The sequence below is a fragment of the Amycolatopsis sp. w19 genome (genome assembly GCF_051373225.1).
GTDB lineage: Bacteria > Actinomycetota > Actinomycetes > Mycobacteriales > Pseudonocardiaceae > Amycolatopsis > Amycolatopsis japonica.
The window spans coordinates 229,412-246,271 of the sequence record NZ_JBPQFM010000004.1; the positions used below are offsets into that span (position 1 = coordinate 229,412).

At 69.7% G+C, this 16,860-nt stretch carries 16 protein-coding genes; 11 read left to right on the plus strand and 5 right to left on the minus strand.

Features of this window, described 5'->3' with window-relative positions:
* The first annotated feature begins 8 nt into the window (after positions 1 to 8).
* From ACSMFO_RS11760 to hemW, 3 genes are all read left to right on the plus strand, one after another.
* On the plus strand, positions 9 to 422 hold the full coding sequence (locus tag ACSMFO_RS11760; protein ID WP_073846472.1) for a VOC family protein: 414 nt from the start codon (positions 9 to 11) through the stop codon (positions 420 to 422).
* 85 nt (positions 423 to 507) lie between these two features.
* Entirely contained in the window at positions 508 to 864 is a 357-nt protein-coding gene (locus tag ACSMFO_RS11765) for a hypothetical protein (protein ID WP_436458564.1), read from the plus strand.
* A gap of 64 nt (positions 865 to 928) precedes the next feature.
* A complete protein-coding gene (hemW, locus tag ACSMFO_RS11770; protein ID WP_436458566.1) occupies positions 929 to 2,143 on the plus strand; it encodes a radical SAM family heme chaperone HemW in 1,215 nt (404 codons plus the stop codon).
* Positions 2,144 to 2,248: 105 nt separating this feature from the next.
* Here hemW and ACSMFO_RS11775 read toward each other — a convergent pair whose 3' ends face one another.
* The 4 genes from ACSMFO_RS11775 to ACSMFO_RS11790 are packed head-to-tail and all read right to left on the minus strand — an operon-like array spanning position 2,249 to position 8,288.
* Positions 2,249 to 2,959 carry a hypothetical protein gene (locus ACSMFO_RS11775; protein WP_436458568.1) on the minus strand — a complete coding sequence of 237 codons (711 nt, stop codon included), beginning with the start codon at positions 2,957 to 2,959 and terminating at the stop codon, positions 2,249 to 2,251.
* A complete protein-coding gene (locus ACSMFO_RS11780) occupies positions 2,956 to 4,758 on the minus strand; it encodes a carbamoyltransferase family protein (RefSeq protein WP_436458569.1) in 1,803 nt (600 codons plus the stop codon). Before ACSMFO_RS11780 ends, ACSMFO_RS11775 begins: the two co-directional genes overlap by 4 nt.
* 21 nt (positions 4,759 to 4,779) lie before the next feature.
* Positions 4,780 to 6,057 (minus strand): hypothetical protein, encoded by a 1,278-nt coding sequence (locus tag ACSMFO_RS11785; protein ID WP_436458571.1) that lies wholly within the window; start codon positions 6,055 to 6,057, stop codon positions 4,780 to 4,782.
* Entirely contained in the window at positions 6,054 to 8,288 is a 2,235-nt protein-coding gene (locus ACSMFO_RS11790) for a glycosyltransferase (RefSeq protein ID WP_436458573.1), read from the minus strand. The genes ACSMFO_RS11785 and ACSMFO_RS11790 overlap by 4 nt, the downstream gene beginning before the upstream one ends.
* Positions 8,289 to 8,610: 322 nt before the next feature.
* Here ACSMFO_RS11790 and ACSMFO_RS11795 point away from each other — a divergent pair, with 322 nt between their 5' ends.
* The 5 genes from ACSMFO_RS11795 to ACSMFO_RS11815 are packed head-to-tail and all read left to right on the plus strand — an operon-like array spanning position 8,611 to position 13,523.
* A complete protein-coding gene (locus ACSMFO_RS11795; protein ID WP_436458783.1) occupies positions 8,611 to 9,336 on the plus strand; it encodes a hypothetical protein in 726 nt (241 codons plus the stop codon).
* On the plus strand, positions 9,333 to 10,370 hold the full coding sequence (locus ACSMFO_RS11800; protein WP_436458575.1) for a GNAT family N-acetyltransferase: 1,038 nt from the start codon (positions 9,333 to 9,335) through the stop codon (positions 10,368 to 10,370). Before ACSMFO_RS11795 ends, ACSMFO_RS11800 begins: the two co-directional genes overlap by 4 nt.
* Positions 10,364 to 11,467: a hypothetical protein gene (locus ACSMFO_RS11805; protein WP_436458576.1), complete on the plus strand. Its 1,104-nt coding sequence runs from the start codon at positions 10,364 to 10,366 to the stop codon at positions 11,465 to 11,467. Before ACSMFO_RS11800 ends, ACSMFO_RS11805 begins: the two co-directional genes overlap by 7 nt.
* Positions 11,464 to 12,507, plus strand: coding sequence for a GNAT family N-acetyltransferase (locus ACSMFO_RS11810; RefSeq protein ID WP_436458578.1), 1,044 nt, complete (start codon positions 11,464 to 11,466; stop codon positions 12,505 to 12,507). The genes ACSMFO_RS11805 and ACSMFO_RS11810 overlap by 4 nt, the downstream gene beginning before the upstream one ends.
* Positions 12,501 to 13,523, plus strand: a complete 1,023-nt coding sequence (locus ACSMFO_RS11815; protein ID WP_436458579.1) for a GNAT family N-acetyltransferase — start codon at positions 12,501 to 12,503, stop codon at positions 13,521 to 13,523. Before ACSMFO_RS11810 ends, ACSMFO_RS11815 begins: the two co-directional genes overlap by 7 nt.
* Before the next feature lie 3 nt (positions 13,524 to 13,526).
* Here ACSMFO_RS11815 and ACSMFO_RS11820 read toward each other — a convergent pair whose 3' ends face one another.
* On the minus strand, positions 13,527 to 14,201 hold the full coding sequence (locus ACSMFO_RS11820) for a TetR/AcrR family transcriptional regulator (RefSeq protein WP_125737406.1): 675 nt from the start codon (positions 14,199 to 14,201) through the stop codon (positions 13,527 to 13,529).
* A 112-nt stretch (positions 14,202 to 14,313) separates the two neighbouring features.
* Here ACSMFO_RS11820 and ACSMFO_RS11825 point away from each other — a divergent pair, with 112 nt between their 5' ends.
* From ACSMFO_RS11825 to ACSMFO_RS11835, 3 genes are read left to right on the plus strand one after another with little or no spacing between them, the layout of a single operon-like run.
* A complete protein-coding gene (locus ACSMFO_RS11825; protein ID WP_073846482.1) occupies positions 14,314 to 14,754 on the plus strand; it encodes an SgcJ/EcaC family oxidoreductase in 441 nt (146 codons plus the stop codon).
* 30 nt (positions 14,755 to 14,784) lie between these two features.
* Positions 14,785 to 15,585, plus strand: coding sequence for a siderophore-interacting protein (locus ACSMFO_RS11830; protein ID WP_436458580.1), 801 nt, complete (start codon positions 14,785 to 14,787; stop codon positions 15,583 to 15,585).
* Between the two features lie 10 nt (positions 15,586 to 15,595).
* The gene (locus ACSMFO_RS11835; protein ID WP_436458582.1) at positions 15,596 to 16,831 is read left to right on the plus strand and encodes a serine hydrolase domain-containing protein; all 1,236 of its coding nucleotides are present in this window, start codon (positions 15,596 to 15,598) and stop codon (positions 16,829 to 16,831) included.
* Positions 16,832 to 16,860: the final 29 nt, after the last annotated feature.

Sequence of the window (16,860 nt, forward strand, 5' to 3'; positions counted from 1 at the left end):
AACACCGGATGCAACTCAACGGTTTCGGCGCCTGCGTGGTCGTCGAGGACATCGCCGAGACCACCGCCTGGTGGAAGCGGCACCTGCAATTGACGGTGACGATCGAGCTGGACTGGTTCTCCAGCCTCAACGCCGGAGTGCCGGGTTACGAGATGAGCTTCGTGAAGCGCGGTCACAAGGCCACGCCGGCGCCGTGGCGGGCGCAGGAAGCCGCCGGATCGATGGTCGGGTTCATGGTCGAAGACGCCGCGGGCGAGTACGAGCGCCTGCGCGCGGAGGGGGTCAAGATCGTGACGGAACTCGTGGACGAGGAATTCGGCCAGCGGCACTTCTACGTCGAGGACCTGAACGGTTTCCTGATCGACATCATCGAGGCCATCCCGCCGTCCGCGGAGTGGCTGGCCGCTAACGGGCTGGCTTAATACCGCTTCGGGTGAGTGGGGCCGCGCGGGGCCGCCGTCGCCGCTAGCTTCGGTCTCCGATCCACAGAGGACGGAGGAGTTGCGCATGCGCCGATGGGTGGTCGCCGCGATAGTGCTGGCGTCCCTGCTGATCCCGGGCACCGCTTCCGGGGCTCAACAGGGCTGCAGGCTGGTCTCGCCCGAGGAAGGGGCGGTGCTGCACAAGGGCGACTCGTACCGGTTCGAGGCGGTCGGCTGTTCGCCGGGCGCCCGGGGACACCTGTCCCATACGGTGCTGGTCGAGGTCGCCATGAGCCGCGACGCCGTCACGGACGAGCACGGCGACTGGTCGGTCGACCACGTGGTCAACGACTACTCGCTGAACATGGAGACCCTGGTCTGGGTGCGGTTCGGCGACGGCACCCGGTCGACCTCGGTCAAGGTGCGCATCGCCGACCGATGACGCGTTCCGTGAAGGCCTCTTTCCCCCGGGAAGGAGGCCTTCACGGCGTGGGGGACACTGGGGTGTGCCCGCGTTGCTGCCCGAAACCACCACACCCGTCGAATCCGCGCTCCCCGAGAGCGCGCTGGAAGGGCTCGGCACGCGACCGTTCGGCGTCTACGTGCACGTCCCGTTCTGCGCGACCCGGTGCGGCTACTGCGACTTCAACACCTACACCGCCGGAGAGCTGGACAGCGATTCGTCGCCGCAGTCGTGGCTCGAAGGCCTCAAGCGCGAGTTCGACCTAGCCGCGCGGGTGCTGAAGGCGCCGCCCGCGGTCGACACCGTCTTCGTCGGCGGCGGCACTCCGTCCCTTCTCGGCGCAGACGGGCTGCGAAGTGTTCTCGACGCCGTTCGCGACACCTTCGGGCTCGCGCCGGACGCGGAGGTGACGACCGAGTCCAATCCGGAGTCCACCTCGCCCGAGTTCTTCGCGGGCATCCGTGACGCCGGATACAACCGGATCTCCCTCGGGATGCAATCGGCCGCGCGGCACGTGCTGAAGATCCTCGACCGCGTGCACACCGCCGGCCGTCCGGTCACGGCAGCCGAGGAGGCGCGCGCCGCCGGATTCGACCACGTCAACCTCGACGTCATCTACGGCACGCCGGGGGAGCGGACCGAAGATCTCCAGGCTTCACTGGACGCGGTGCTGGCCGCCGGTGTGGACCACGTCTCGGCGTACGCGCTGATCGTCGAAGAGGGCACCGCGCTCGCCCGCCGCATCCGTCGCGGCGAACTGCCCGCGCCGGACGACGACGTGCTGGCCGCCGACTACGAGATGATCGACCGCGTCCTCGCCTCGGCGGGGTTGCGCTGGTACGAGGTGTCCAACTGGGCGACCTCCGAGGAAGCCCGCTGCCGGCACAACATCGGCTACTGGCGCGGCGGCGACTGGTGGGGCGCCGGGCCGGGCGCGCACAGTCACGTCGGCGGCGTCCGCTGGTGGAACGTCAAGCATCCCGCCCGCTACGCCGCGTCCCTCGCGGCCGGTGAATCACCTGCCGCGGGACGTGAACTGCTCACCGACGAAGACCGGCATCTCGAACGCGTGATGCTGGAACTCCGGCTGTCCGAAGGGCTCCCGCTCGACGTACTCGACGACGACGGCCGGGTCGAAGCCCGCGCCGCCGCCGCCGAGGGATTGCTGGAAAAGTCCGCTTTGGACGGTCAGGGCCGTGCGGTGCTGACCGATCGCGGCCGGTTGCTGGCCGACGGGCTGGTGCGCCGGCTCACCTGAGCCCCAGGGCTCGGTCGGCCTGGAAAGTGGGAGAGTGCGTTGCGAAAGCCACTTTCGCAACGTTGAAGGTTGCGAAAGTGGCTTTCGCGACACGTGCCGGCCGACTTATGCCTCGCGCGAGGTGGAAGCGAGCCCCAGCGCCCGGTCGACCCATCGGCCCACCGGCAGCGCCACCACGATCGCCGCCAGCGCCAAGTGCACCAGCATGAACAGCACCGCGACCGGGACACTCGGCGGCCCGCCGAGGAACACGATCATATGCGAGGCCCATTTGAGCTCGGTCGGTTTCGTCCCGGCGGACCAGACGTCGTTGAGCGCCCAGAACGTCAGGTCGTTCGCGCCCGAGATCACCACGAGGATCGACGCGACACCGGCCTTGAGCACGTTCGCCGTCCGGCCGCCGCCCAGCCGGTACGCCATCAGCCCGAACAGGACGATGAACGTCACGACGAACAGCTCGAACTGGTACACCGGCTGGAAGGCGTCCTCGTCGGTGGCGGCGTTCCTGGCGAACGCCTGGATCCGCATGATCAGCTCGGTGTCCAGATAGGACATGTAGACGAACACCGCGAGCACGATCAGCGCCGGACCCCCTTTGGTGCGCGGGAAGAGCGCCACCGTGGCGACCGCGAAGACGAACGGGCACAGCTTGAACGCCCAGTCCGCGACGTTGTCCAGTGTCTGGTCCGGCGGCAGGATCACCATGATCAGCAGTGCGGTCACCACGGCCGGGACGGCGGCCACCAGCCACAGCCATTTGCGCCGCCGGTAGAGCGCGGGGATCCAGCCGTCGGTTTCGGGCAGGGTGGCGGTCACAGGTCGTCCTTCTCTGCCCAGAACGGCCCGAGGGCGAGGGCGTCGACGTCGGTCTTCAGGTAGCAGGCCACCGCGTCTGCCGGGCTGGCGACGATCGGTTCGTTGTTGTCGTTGAACGAGGTGTTGACCACCATCGGCACGCCGGTGAGTTTCTCGAACTCGCTGATCATCCGGTAGTACAACGGGTTGTCCGTTTCGGTCACCGTCTGCACGCGGGCCGTGCCGTCGACGTGCGTGATGGCCGGGACCTCGTCGCGTTTGTCCGGCAGGACGTCGAACACCAGCAGCATGACCGGCGACGGGTAGTCGCTGACGAACCAGTCGCCCGCGCGTTCCGCCAGGCACGACGGCGCGAACGGGCGGAAAGCCTCGCGGTGCTTGACCTTCTCGTTCATCCGCGTCTTCGAGTCGGGGTCGCGCGGGTCGGCCACCAGCGAACGGTTGCCGAGCGCGCGCGGCCCGCATTCCATCCGGCCCTGCACCCAGCCGATGATCTTGCCCTGGGAGATCTTCTTCGCCGTGTGCGCGGCGATGTCGTCGACCCTGGTGTAGCGGACCCCGGCGTCCTGCAGCGCGAGTTCCATCTCCGCCTCGGTGTAGTCCGGGCCGGTGTAGGTGTAGCCGTCGCGAGGACGGGGCTTGCCGTACTTGCCGACCGACACCTCCAGCGCCGAACCGAGCGCGCAGCCGTCGTCGGCGGCCGCGGGCTGGGCGAAGAAGTCTTCGAACGGGGTTTCCAGCAGGATCCGTCCGTTCATCACGCTGTTCAGCGCGACACCGCCCGCCACGGACAGCCGCCGCGATCCGGTCTCCCGCTGCAGCCAGCGCGCGATGTGCAGCCCGGCCTCCTCCAACGTGACCTGCAGCGCGTAGGCGATGTCGCAGTAGTGCTGCGGCACCGGGTTCTCCGCGGTGACCCGGGTCTTGGGCCGTGCCGGGCCGAAGAGGTCGGTGAACTTCTTCGACATCACGTGCTTGCCGGTGCGGTGGTGGCCGAAGAAGCTCAGATCGAGCTCGTACCCGCCGTCGTCGTCGAGGTGGATCAGCTGTTTGAAAGCGTCGACATAGGTGTCGTCGCCGAGCGGCGCCAGACCCATGATCTTGCCTTCGTCACGGGTGGGGTAGAAGCCCAGATAGCCGGTGACGCCCGCGTACATCGCGCCGAGCGAATGCGGGAACTTGATCCGCCGGATGTCGATGATCCGGTTTCCCTTGCCGTGCCCCAGATAGGTCGCGGTGCCGTCGCTGCCGATGCCGTCGAAGGTGAGCACGGCCGACTCTTCCCACGGCGAGATGAAGTACCCGCTGGCGGCGTGCGCCTTGTGGTGGTCGACCAGATGCGTCTTGAACTTCGTCGGGCCGGTCCAGCCCACGGCCTCCTTCACGTCGCGTTCGAGGGTGAAGGACCGCTTGATGTGCGCGAGCACGGCGCCGCCGACGTGGTAGTCGTCGACGCCTTTGCCGCCACCGGTCTTGAACGTCTCCACCATGCCCGCCGACGAGCCGCCCTCGTCGCCGTTCTGGTTGCGGAACACCTCCAGCGTGGCCGGGAAGTACTTCGCGAACACCTTCGCGGCGTGGATGCCCTCACGCCAGCGCTGCCAGTAGTAGGCGACGTGGTCGACGTCGGCGAGGGTGATCCCGCCACGCTCCAGGCAGAACTTGATCGCCTCCGCGGGGAAGTCCCCGTCGTGCTTCTTGCGGGTGAAGCGTTCCTCTTCGGCGAAAGCGATGATCTCGCCGTCGCGCACGAGCGCGGCCGCCGAGTCGTGGACCCTGCTGATTCCCAGTACGTACATGTTCCTTCTCCAGTGCGACGTTCAGAGTTCGGGGTGGTGGCGGCGCAGCAGCCGACGGAGGACGGTCGCCCGGACGCCGATGGCGAAGACGAGGGCGGCGAATCCGCCGACCGGTCCCATCGCCGGGACGAGCGCGGCGGCGGCCAGCGGGGTGGCGACCAGCCCGGCGATCGAGGCCGACGCCGTGAGCGTGAGGACCTTGCTGTTGGTGTTTTCGATCAGGAAGCCCGCGTAGAGCCGGACGGCGAACAGCACCGTTTCGACCAGGACGAAGACGCCGAGGACCACGTACGCGCCGACGGTGTCTTCGGCGGTCAGCACCGCGCGGGCCGCCGGGATCGCGAGGGCGATCCCCACCAGGACGAGGAACGCGAGCGCGCCCCATTCGACCAGTTTCAGCAGTTCGACCGCGCGGGACCGGCCCGCCGCCGCCCCGCCGCCGCGCAGCCGTGCCGAAATCGCCGGCTGGTGCACGCGAAGCTGATAGAACAGCAGCGAACAGAACGCGCTGCTGGCCAGCAAGGCGACGTAGAACGGTCCACTGTCGACGGTCCGCCCGGCCAGCGCCAGCACGCCGAACACCGTCGACGTCGCGAGGACGTCCAGCACCTCGGTCAGCCCGAGCAGCACGGTGGTCCGGCCGAAGGCGGGCAGGAGCCGGTGTCCGTCGATCCTTTCGACCCGCAGCCATTTCTTCGGCAGCAGCGCCGCGGAGACGCCGAGGATGACCAGGATCCCGCCGAGCAACAGGCCGAGATGCGTCAACGGCGACCAGCGGACGAACCAGGTGCCCACCGTCACGGCACCGACCACCACCGCGCCCGCGGTGAAGGCGAGAGCGTCCAAAGTGGACTTCCCGGTGAACCGGTGCAGACCCGAGACCGTCATCAGCAGGCCACCGGAGATCGACCAGCCCGCGGCCGTCAGGTACAGCGCGGCGTCCGAATCCGGCGCGACGATCAGCGCGACCGCCATCGCCGCCAGGACCACCAGCACCGGGACGACGGCGACGCGGACGGCCAGCGCCGCGACCGCGTCCCGTGTCGTCCGCAGGCGTGGCAGGCATTTCAGCGCCGACTTCTCCGCCGCCGACGGCACGAAGTTGAGCCACGTCATCAACCCGAGCGCGGTGGCGAACCGGCCGTAGTCGTGCGCGCCCCACGCGGTGACCAGCACCAGGCCCATCGCCTGGATCGCCAGCCGGAACACGCCACGCCCGGCGAGCAGGCGAAGGACCATCGACGGCTTCGGTGCCGCGATGGACGCGGTGCCGGCGCCGGTGAGCGAAGTGCCGGTCAAGGGAGCGGTACCGCCGCACCCTGCTCGTCGAGCAGGAACTTCAGCGTGCCGCGCAGTTCGTCCTCCGCCGCGAGCACGTCGGGCACGGTCGGCGCCGAAAGCACGGCGTACCCCATCTTGTAGCCGGCCTGCTCGTACGGTTTGACGTAGGAGTCCTCCTCCGCGAACAGTTCCAGGTTGTGCACGGCGGGCATGGCGCGGACCTCGTCGACGCCCTCGATGCGCACGATCCGGCCGCCGCGGTCGGAGGCGAGGATGTGGATGAGCGTCGGCCGCGGGTCGCGCGGGGAGAGCACGACCTCGCCGCCGGTCGCGGCGGCGATCCCCGCGGCGATCAGGTCGACGCCGGTGCTGTGCTCGATCGCCTCGGCCAGGCCGTTCCCGCCCATCCGTGCGCCCATCTCGATGAGGTAGAACTTCCCGTCCCGGCCCAGGACGGCGTCGAGGGTGAGCGGCCCGGTGCGGTAACCGAGTTCGGCGCACAACGCGGCCAGCATCACCGGCAACGCGCGGTCGACCACCGGTGGCAGTCCGGCGGGCAGCAGGTGCGACGCCGTCACGAAGAACGGTGGCGGCGTCAACGTGCGCCGGGTGACCGCGTGGAACACGATCCGGCCGTCGACCGCGAGTGCTTCGATCGTGTAGTGCGACCCGTCGAGGTGTTCCTCGACGACCAGCTTGCCGGACGGTGAGAACGCGAGGGAGTCGGAGAACGCGGTGGTGAGGCCGCCAGGGCTCGCGCAGGAGACGACCCCGCGGCTGCCGGAGGAGTCGACCGGTTTCACCAGCGTCGGGAACCGCAGTTGCTGCGCGGCGAGCGCGAGGTCCGGGCCGGGCTTCCCGCCGACGCTGCGATAGGTCGGCAGACGCAGCCGGTCGCAGAGTTCGCGGAAGACGGACTTGTCGACGGACGCGGCGACGGCGGCTTCGGGCAACGGGTCGGGCAGGTTCCAGTGCCGGGTGAGCCAGGCGAGCGCGGGCAGCCCGACGTCGCTGGCCGGGCAGAGCACCCCGGCGATGTCGTCCCGTCCCTCGAGCGCCGCCGCGATCTGTTCCGGCGCGCGGACACTGACCTGGACGAACTCGTCGGCCAGCGCCACCGCGGGCGCGCTCGCGCGGACGTCCACGCAGATGGTGCGGAAACCGAGCTCCCGCGCCCGGTGATATGTGCTGACCGAACCGTCGGCGCCACCCAGGATCACCAGGCTCCGTACCGCCGCCGTGTCTTCGGTGTTCTTCACTCCCGCTTGCCTTTCCCCAGGATGGATCTCGGCCATGGCCGAGGCGTAGAGCCGGTCGTCCTCGTCGACCGGGAAACTGGCTTCCCTGATGTAGAACTGCCGTGGCCGCGCCTGCCCCGCGCCGACCACGACCAGGTAGCGGACGGACAACGCGAGCACGGTCAGCAGCACGGAGAACATGACGAACGTCAGCGCCGACGCGGCGGTCAGCCCGAGCAGCCCGGTGGCGGCCGCGATCCCGGCGAGCACCGAGAGCCCGGCGGTCAGCACCGCCGTGGTCGAGGCCATCGTCGTCAGCCGCCGGGTGAAGCCGACGAACAACTCGATGGCGTGCGAGGAAAGGAAGCCGAAGCCCACTTTGGACTCACCGCGTTCGCGGGCCCGGTGTGCCACCTGGACGGTGGTGTAGCGGCTGGTCAGCCTCGGCACGGTGGCGAGGAAGTACGGGGTGCCCAGCCGGAGATCGACGATCTTGCGCGCGAGCTCCGTGCGCACCAGGCGGAACGCCGTCGCGCCGGGCGGGATTTCGATGCGCAGGACGCGGCGGCCGACGAAATGGAACGCGGCGGTTCCCCACCGTCTTGGTAAGGGATCTTGCCTATTGGTGCGAACACCGAAAACGGCGTCGTTGCCCGCCTCGGCGGCCATGATCAATTTCTCCACCTCGGAGGCCGGGAACTGTTGATCGGCGTCCATGTGCAGGAGCCACGGTTTCCCGGCGTACCGATAACCGGCGGAAAAGGCCGCTTCGAACCCGAAGTTCCGGGTGAAGGACAGGTAGCGCACCCGGGGGTCGGTGTGCGCGAGCGCCCGGATGACGTCAAGGGTCCCGTCCGTGCTCCCATCGTCCACATAGAGCAGTTCGAGGGGGAGATTCCCCAACTCGGCGACGATCTCCCGGTAGGAGGGCTCGACGTTGTCGACTTCGTTGAAGCACGGGACGACTACGGTGAGTCCACTTTCCACCGGTCCGGGGGTCGACCAGCTCATCTGTCGAATCCCTGCGGTGAGTGCGCTATTGTGTTCGTAGCGTCACGCGTTGTGTTTTCACGGTTCATGAGTCCCCTTGGCCCCAGGCGTCCGGCAGGTCGTGCCGGCTCGAAAGTTCCCGTGTTATAGGCAGACTCGCTTTGCTGCCGCTAGCGGAATCCGCAAGTTCGTCCTTTCAGCTCAGTCGAAAAGGTGGGAAGTCGGGCGAAAACCGGATGAATCCGACGCGGGGTATTCCCAAACCGCCGACGATGACGCAGGCTTGCGCGCCATGTGGACTGTGGGGGTGAATGCTGCCTGGCGGGCCGCCTACCGGCGGTCGGTGCGGTCGGCCTTCGCGACGGTGCCGTTCTACCGGGAACGCTGGGCTCTGGACGGCAGAACGGATCCCGTGCTGGTGCCCGGTCGCACCGGGACGGATTCGGGTGCGGCGCCACTGGCCGACGCGGTGCACAAGATCGTCGATCTGGTGCCGCTCGCCGGTGGCGCGCAACGGATCGAGCCGAGCCGGGGCCTGGGGCCCGTGCTGCGCAAGGCACGTTCGGTGAACGGAGAAGCGCTGGTCGTCGTGCTCGGCGGGGACGGGACGCGGCCGCCGTCGGACCTGCCGCGCGGGGTTCGTTGCTGTGTGGTGGATCCCGACGTCCCGGCGACGAGCGTGCTGGCGGAAGTGTCCTCCGCGCTTCGCCGCGGCCGTCGCGTGCTCGCGGTCGGCGACGACAAGCAGCTGGCCGTCTTCGCCGCCACTTTGCCCGAAGACCGTGCGTACCGGGTCGAATCCGTACCGCGACGGGAACTGGACACAATGGACACCGGCCCGTACGGGGTGCTCCACGATCCGGCGCTCGGGTACCTGGGCGCGATCGAGGAATGCGGCCGCTGGCATCTCGACTGGCAGCGTGTCTACGCGCGCCCGACGACGGGCGGGCTCGCGTTCACGCTGCTGCGCCAGGATTCCCCGCGGTTCGTGGACGTGCTCCCGGCCGGCGGCGTCCGTGGTGAGATCGCGCCGTGCCCGCGACACGGGACGCCGGTCGTGCTCACGTGAAGACGGGTTTCCACGATCCCCGCACCGATCCCGTTCCCGTCGGCTGGCCGGAGTTCTCCCGCGCCGCCCGCCTGCATCCGGTGTGGGACTACGAGGTGATGGGGCTCGACGCCTGGACCGCGCGGAACCCGCCGGTGCTCGCCACCGTCTCGGACGGAGCCAGGATCGTCGCGGCGTTTTCGGTGCTGGTGTGCCGTCCCCGGTTGCGATACCGCTTCGCGCCGACGCCGGGACACCGGTTGCTGCGCCCGTTCTGGGCCGAGGTGTGCCAGCCCTGGCTGAGCGGCTACCCGGGGCTCGCGTTCGCGCCGGAGGTCGCCGCCGCCGATCGTCGTCCGCTGATCCGGGACTTCGAACGATCCCTGCGCCGGAGGCTCGGCCCCGGCCTGCTCGGAGTGCTGTACCGGGCGTTGGGGCAGGACTTCGCGCAGGACCTCCAGGGTCGTGGGCGGCTGGTGAAGGCCGTCGATTCCGTGGCCGTGCTGGAAAACCACTTCGCCTCGGAAGACGAATGGATCGCCTCGCTGCCCAAGTCGCGGCGGGGCGGGCTGCGACGGCAGCGGCGCCGGATCGCCGACGATCCCGGTGTGGTGGTCGTCGGTGGTGCCGGCCGGGAAGACCTCGACAGCGCCGAGGTCGCGACCCTCATCCAGGGGCATCGTGACCGGCACGGCAAGCTCCCGCTCGACACCAGGACGCCGCCTTCCGCCGCGTTCCTGCACCGGTTCCTCCGGCGGCCGGACGTGCACACGCTGACCTACACCGGCGCGGACGGCAGGCTGCTCGCGGTGAACACGTTGCTCGATCATCCGGACAGCCCGGCGAAACAGCACTGGGGCACCTTGCCGGTGGACGAAGGCGGGCGGCAGGGACTGCTGTTCGACTCCTACATCCACGCCATGCGGTACGCCACGCGGCGCGGGGTCAAGGAACTCACCGCCGGGCGCGGGCTGCCCGAACTCAAGGCCACGCTGGGTTTCCGGGCGCGCCCGGTGTACGCCGCGGCCGTGCCGAGACCGGTACTGGGATGGTGACGATGAAGGTGGCGGCGAGAAGCACCGTGTTCGAGGCCGAGGTGCTCGATCCGAGGACCGCGGCCGAACCCGAGGGCTGGAGCGGTTTCCAACGGCGGGCGAAGCTGTGGCCGGTCTGGGAGTACGACGTCCTGCGCCGGGAAGCCTGGATGGCGAAGAACCCCGCGGTGCTCGCGGTGCTGCGCCGGAACGGGACGATCGTCGGCGCGTTCACCGTGATGGTGTGCCGGAGCTGGCGCGCGGGCGATTTCGCGCCGTTGTCCGTCCTCGGTGGACGGTTCCGCCCGCGCTGGGCCGAGGCCTACCTCTGGCAGCTCAGCGGTTATCCCGCTGGTGTGCTCGACGAGCGGCTCGACGAGGCCGAGCGGCGGGAAGTGGTCCGCCGGTTCGAACGGGCACTGTGCGCCCACCTCGGCCCGGGCCTGCTGGGCCTGATCTACCGGGCGATGAACCCGGAGCTCCTCCCGGCGCTGGAAGGCCGGGGCCGGATGTCCCGGGAGATCGACCCGGCCGCCGTGCTGACCAACGACTACTCCACTGTGGACGATTGGGAACGGGTGCTCGGCGACGAGACCCGGAAGACACTGCACGAGCTGCGGGAAGACGGGGACCTGCGCACCGAGGCGGCCACCGCCCGCCGGGACCTGGACTGCCACGAACTCGCCACCCTGCTCAACGCCCACCGGAGCAGGCAGGACGACCGGGCCTGGGCAGGCGGGCAGCGGTCACGGTTCGGCGGGCTGCACATGGACACCCGGAGCCCGATCGCACCGTCCTATCTGGACGCGTTGATCCGCCGCCCGGACGTCGTCACCCGTACCTACCGTGACGGATCCGGACGGCTGCTGGGTTTCGGCACGCTGTTCGATGCCGACGACGGATGCGCGCTGCACCAGTGGGCCGCGCTGCCGAGCGCGGCAGGCGGACGGAAAGGGCTCTATGTCGACTTCTACGCCAGGGGAGTGGAGCATATGATCACGCATCGGCGCCCCGAACTGACCGCCGGCCGGGCGATGCTGGAGAACAAGACCCCGCTCGGCTTCGGCACCAGGTCCCTGGTGTCGGTCGCCGTACCGAGACCGGTGCTGGGCCGATGACCTGGGACGTGCGGGTGCTCGACCCGCGGACCGATCCGGAACCCGAGGGCTGGGCCGGCTTCCTCGACGCGCAGCAGGCCCCCGTCCCGTGGGACTACGGGTTGCTGCGGGTGGAGTCCCGCTTTTCGCCCAGCCCCACCGCGCTCACCGTGATCAGCGACGGCGGCGAGATCGTCGCCGCGGTGCTGGCGATGCTGTGCGCACCGATCTCCCCGTCGGGTCCCGGTGCCGTGCGCGGTATCGCGCGACTGGGTCCGCGCTGGGTCGAGGTACAGCACGCGTGGCTTTCCGGATACCCGCCGTGGTTGTTCGCCGACGGCCTCGACGCGGCCGACCGGCGGGAGATCATGCGCCGGTTCGAACGGGCCGTCGGCCGCTTCACCGGGCCGGGCTGCCTCGGCGTCGTCTACCGCACCGTCCCGCCGGAGTCGCTCGACATGCTGACCGGACGGGGCAGGCCCGTTCGCGACACGATGCCGACGTCGGTGCTGGAGAACCGGTTCGTCGACGTCGAGGGCTGGCTGGCGTCCCTGCGCCGCAGCAGGCGGCTGAGCCTGCGCGGCCAGTCGAAGAAGATCGCCGCCGATCCGGACGTCGTGGTCCGCACCGAAGCGGCCCGCACCGACCTCGACGCGCTGGAACTGGCGACCATGCTGCGGGAGCACCGCGAGCGGATGGGGCCGGTGAAATTCGACCGGCGCGGTCCGGTCACGGCCGAATACCTCGGTGAACTCGTGCGCAGGCCGGATGTCATCACCTCGACCTACCACGACGGCGAAGGCAGGCTGCTCGCGTTCACCAACGTGCTCGACCACCCCGTCGCGCCGCTGCACCAGCATTGGGCCGCGCTCGCCCCGGACGAGGGACGCCCGAAGCATCTCTACTTCGAGGCGGTCGTCCGGAACGTGCGCTACATGATCGAGGGCAACCGGAAATCCCTGTCGATGGGCCGGGGCCTGACCGACCTCAAGGCGACGCTCGGTTTCCAGCCGGTCCCGCTGCTCGGGGTCATCGTGCCGAGACCGGTGACGCGATGGTGATCGAGGTGCTGGATCCCCGCCGCGACCCGGAGCCCGCGTACTGGAAGTCGTTGCGGGGCAAGGCGGGGCTGCGCGCGGACTGGAGCTGGGAGGTGCTCACCGCCCAGGCGTGGGCGGCGCGCACCGAGCAGCCGGTCACGGTCCTGCTCGAAGACGGCGAACCGCGGGGCGTGGTCAGTTCCGCGTGGGTCACCGGGCTCACCCGGCGGCACCGGTTCGCCCGCACGGCGGGACGGGGGCGGCTCGGCGGGCTCGACGTCCGCTCCCCGGGCTCGGGAGCGATGCCGGGCTGGTGGTTCGACGGCGAGGACGACGACGGCGGCGTCGGCAGGCTGCTGGACACCTTCGTCCCCGCCATGCGCGAGGAACTCGGGTTCGGCCTGCGCGCGCTGCTGGTGCGCCAGGTCGATGAGTCCGGAGTGGACAGTGTCCGCGGCGGGCCGAAGATGGTGCGCCGCACGGAGGACGTCGCCGTCCTCGACGTCACACCGTTCTCGAGCCGGGACGACTGGATGCACTCGCTGGCCAGGAAACGCAAACAGAACCTGCGCAAGATCTTCCGCACCTTCGACGCCGATCCGTCGCTCGAGGTGCGCGTGCGCCCGGGCGCCGAGGCCGATCCCGTCGAGATCGCGGAACTGCTGCGGTACAACGAAACCAAACATCACGACGTGCCGATCGTGCCGCTGCCGGCGTTCGTGGGCTATCTCGGCAGGCTGCTGCGCCAACCGGACGTGCAGGTCATCGAGTACCGCGAGACCGCCACCGGCCGGGCGGTCGCCGTCGCGACCCTGCTCGATCACCCCACGCTGCCGGTCGCCCGGCACTGGGCGGCGCTGCCGCGGGAACTCGGCGGACGGCCCGATCTCTACTTCCACTTCTACGGCGAAGCCGTGCGCTGGGCGCTCGAAGCCGGGCGGCCGCAGGTGGTGTTCGGCAAGAAGATGTCCGAGATGAAGGCCTCGCTGGGGGCGCGCCTGGTGCCGCAATACGCGGCCGCGGTCGCGCTGCTCTGAGCCTCACGAGGCGGCGGAGGCCAAGCCGCGCAGGAAGAGGTCGATCGCGAACTCGAACCGCTCCTGCGCGGTCTCCGCGGTGAAGTACTCGCCCGCGCCCAGCAGGTTCGGGAAGGCACCGGGCGGGAACGACGTCATGTACTCGACCATCCGCCTGCCGCGCTGTTCCTGCTCGGCGAGGTCGATGTCGCCGTGTTGCCAGCCGGCGCCTTCGTAGGCGAAAGCCTTGGCGTAGAGCCATAAGGCGTCGGCGGCGAACAGGGCCCGCTTGAGGTCGAGGCCGCCCGCGCGCAGGACCGCGAGCATCGCTTCGGCCTGCTGCAGGGCGTTCGCGCCGACCGGGACGGGGATGGCCCACGCGATCTTGGCGATCCCCGGGACCGACGTCAGCGCGCGCACGTTGTCGCGCAGCAGATCCTTCGCCTGTTCGACCCAGCGATCGGGGTCGGGCTCGGGGAACGGGCCGAAGGCGAGGACGTGGTCGACCATCAGCTCGTGGAGCTCCTCCTTGTTCGCCACATGGGCGTAGAGCGACGCCGGGCCGGTCTCCAGCGCCTTGGCCACACACCGCATGCTCACCGCCTCCAGCCCTTCGCGGGCGAGGAGGTCCAGTGCCGTCTTCACCACGAGCTCCTGGGACAGCACGGGTTTCTCGGCGCGACGCCGGGGCCTGCTCACTTCGTTCGCCTCCTGATCCGGGGTTCGCCGGGAACTCTACTTGACGCGAACGCCGTTCGTCTGTAGAACGGTGTTCGTCCAACGAACAGTGTTCGTCTAACTGGAGGAAGCCATGACCGAACGACAGAACGAAGTGCTGGCCGTGCTGGGCGAGCTCGCCGACGCGTGGAACGAGGGCGACGCGGCCGCGTACGCCTCGCACTTCACCGAAGACGCCGACTACGTGACCTTCTTCGGGATGAACATGCCGGGCCGCGCCATCATCGAAAGCGCGCACCGTGCCCTGTTCGAGGGACCGCTCCGGGGATCGAAACTGGTCTCGGGCGGCGGCGAGCCGAAGGTCCGGTTCGTCCGGCCGGACGTCGCGATCGTCGTGTCCGGCGGCGGATCGTCGCTCTCGGGCGGGGCACCCGAGCCGGGCCGGGAATCGACGCTGACGTACGTCCTCGTCGAGGAGTCCGGCGGGTGGCGGGTCGCGTCCTTCCAGAACACCCGGGTGAGCGATCCGGCCGCGGGCGCCCCGGCGGGCGGGGAGAGGCGTACGCTCGGTTAGGTTCACCTAAGTCACAAAAAGGGAGTGTGGATGGCCGAGGCGCGGAGAGCGGTGTCGACGACCCGGTTGCGGGTGCTGCGCACCGAGCGGATCACCCCGCACATGGTCCGGATCGTCGCCGGGGGCGAAGGGATCGCTTCGTTCCGGCCCAACGACTTCACCGACGCCTACGTCAAGGTGCACTTCCGGGTGCCCGGCGTCACCTACCCCGAGCCGTTCGACCTGGCGCGGATCCGCGAAGAGCTGCCGCGCGAGCAGTGGCCGCGGATGCGCTCCTACACCGTCCGGGCCTTCGACCCGAATCTCGGCGAACTGGTGCTCGACTTCGTCCACCACGGTGACGAGGGTGTCGCCGGACCGTGGGCCGCCGCCGCGCAACCCGGCGACGAGCTGCTGATCTCCGGACCCGGCGGGGCGTACGCGCCGGGCGAGGAGGCGGACTGGCATCTGCTCGCCGGTGACGAGAGCGCCCTGCCGGCGATCGCCGCCTCCCTCGAGGCGATGCCGGCGGGTGTTCCCGTGCACGCGTTCATCCTCGTGGAGGACTCGGCCGAGGAGCAGTCGCTGACCACCAAGGGCGACGCGCGGATCACCTGGCTGCACCGGAGCCGGGGCGACGACCTCGCGGCCGCCGTCCGCGCGCTCGACTGGCGCGAAGGTGTCGTGCAGGCGTTCGTCCACGGCGAGGCCGGGTTCGTCCGGGATCTGCGGCGTCATCTGCTGGACGACCGGGGGATGCGGCGCGACCTGCTGTCGATCTCCGGATACTGGCGGATCGGGAAGACCGACGAGGCGTGGCGACTGGAGAAACAGGCCGAGCGGAACGCGTAGCCTCGGTCGCATGATCGAGCTGAAGGTGGACGTCGACCCGGCCGAGGTGGGTTTCGACGCGGAGCGGCTGCGCCGGATCGACAAGCACTTCGACGGATACCTGGAGCGAAACCGGCTTCCCGGGTATCTGGCCGTGGTGACCAGGAACGGGAAGGTCGCGCATCTCGCGGCGAACGGGCAGCGCGACATCGAAGCCGGGCTGCCGGTCGAGACCGACACGATCTGGCGCGTCTACTCGATGACGAAGCCGGTCACGTCGGTCGCCGCGATGATGCTCGTCGAAGAGGGGCTGATCGATCTCAAGGATCCGATCTCCCGCTGGCTGCCGGAGTTCTCGGAGCCGCGGGTCTACGCCGCGGGCTCGTCGGTGAAGCAGGCGACCGTGCCCGCCAGCGAACCGATCCGGCTCTGGCATCTGCTCACCCACACCGCGGGGCTCACCTACGGGTTCCACCGCACGCATCCGGTCGACGCGCTCTACCGTGAGGCGGGGTTCGACCTCGGCACCGCGCCCGGGCTCGACCTGGCGGCGGTCTCCGAGTCGATCGCGCGGCTGCCGCTGCTGTTCCAGCCGGGTTCGGAATGGAACTATTCGGTCGCGACGGACGTCCTCGGCAGGCTGATCGAGGTCGTCTCCGGTCAGCCGCTCGACGTCTTCTTCGCCGAGCGGATCTTCACCCCGCTCGGCATGCACGAAACGGGGTTCCAGGCCGCCGCCGGCGATCTCGACCGGCTGGCCGCGCTCTACGTGCCGCATCCGGTCACCAAAGAGCCGTTCCGTCACGACGAACTGGGCAACGTCGGCCGCGTCACGCCCTCGTGCTTCTCGGGCGGCGGAGGGCTGGTCTCCACGGCGGGCGACTTCCACCGGTTCGCCCAGATGCTGGTGCGCGGCGGCGAACTCGACGGCGTCCGCCTGCTCGGCCCGCGCACGCTCCGGCTCATGGCGACCAACCACCTGCCCGGCGGCGTGGATCTGGAGACCTGCGGCCGGACCGGGTTCTCCGAGGCGCCGTACGACGGTTTCGGCTTCGGGCTGGGTTTCTCCGTACTCGACGACCCGGTGAGGGCCAAGACCCTCGCCAGCGCGGGCGAGTTCGCCTGGGGCGGCGCGGCGAGCACCGCGTTCTGGGTCGATCCGGACGAGGACATCACGGTCCTGTTCTTCACCCAATTGCTGCCGTCGTCGACCTACCCGATCCGCGTCGAATTGAGGAACCTGGTGTATCAAGCCTTGGTCGACTGAGGGGGAGTCCGTCGGTCCAGGGGGTCGTG

Bases quoted from the DNA above. Each gene is read 5' to 3' on its own strand.
- ACSMFO_RS11760 (WP_073846472.1), top strand. From the start codon at position 9: ATGCAACTCAACGGTTTCGGCGCCTGCGTGGTCGTCGAGGACATCGCC.
- ACSMFO_RS11765 (WP_436458564.1), top strand. From the start codon at position 508: ATGCGCCGATGGGTGGTCGCCGCGATAGTGCTGGCGTCCCTGCTGATC.
- ACSMFO_RS11780 (WP_436458569.1), bottom strand. From the start codon at position 4,758: ATGTACGTACTGGGAATCAGCAGGGTCCACGACTCGGCGGCCGCGCTC.
- ACSMFO_RS11790 (WP_436458573.1), bottom strand. From the start codon at position 8,288: ATGAGCTGGTCGACCCCCGGACCGGTGGAAAGTGGACTCACCGTAGTC.
- ACSMFO_RS11805 (WP_436458576.1), top strand. From the start codon at position 10,364: ATGGTGACGATGAAGGTGGCGGCGAGAAGCACCGTGTTCGAGGCCGAG.
- ACSMFO_RS11810 (WP_436458578.1), top strand. From the start codon at position 11,464: ATGACCTGGGACGTGCGGGTGCTCGACCCGCGGACCGATCCGGAACCC.
- ACSMFO_RS11815 (WP_436458579.1), top strand. From the start codon at position 12,501: ATGGTGATCGAGGTGCTGGATCCCCGCCGCGACCCGGAGCCCGCGTAC.
- ACSMFO_RS11825 (WP_073846482.1), top strand. From the start codon at position 14,314: ATGACCGAACGACAGAACGAAGTGCTGGCCGTGCTGGGCGAGCTCGCC.
- ACSMFO_RS11830 (WP_436458580.1), top strand. From the start codon at position 14,785: ATGGCCGAGGCGCGGAGAGCGGTGTCGACGACCCGGTTGCGGGTGCTG.
- ACSMFO_RS11835 (WP_436458582.1), top strand. From the start codon at position 15,596: ATGATCGAGCTGAAGGTGGACGTCGACCCGGCCGAGGTGGGTTTCGAC.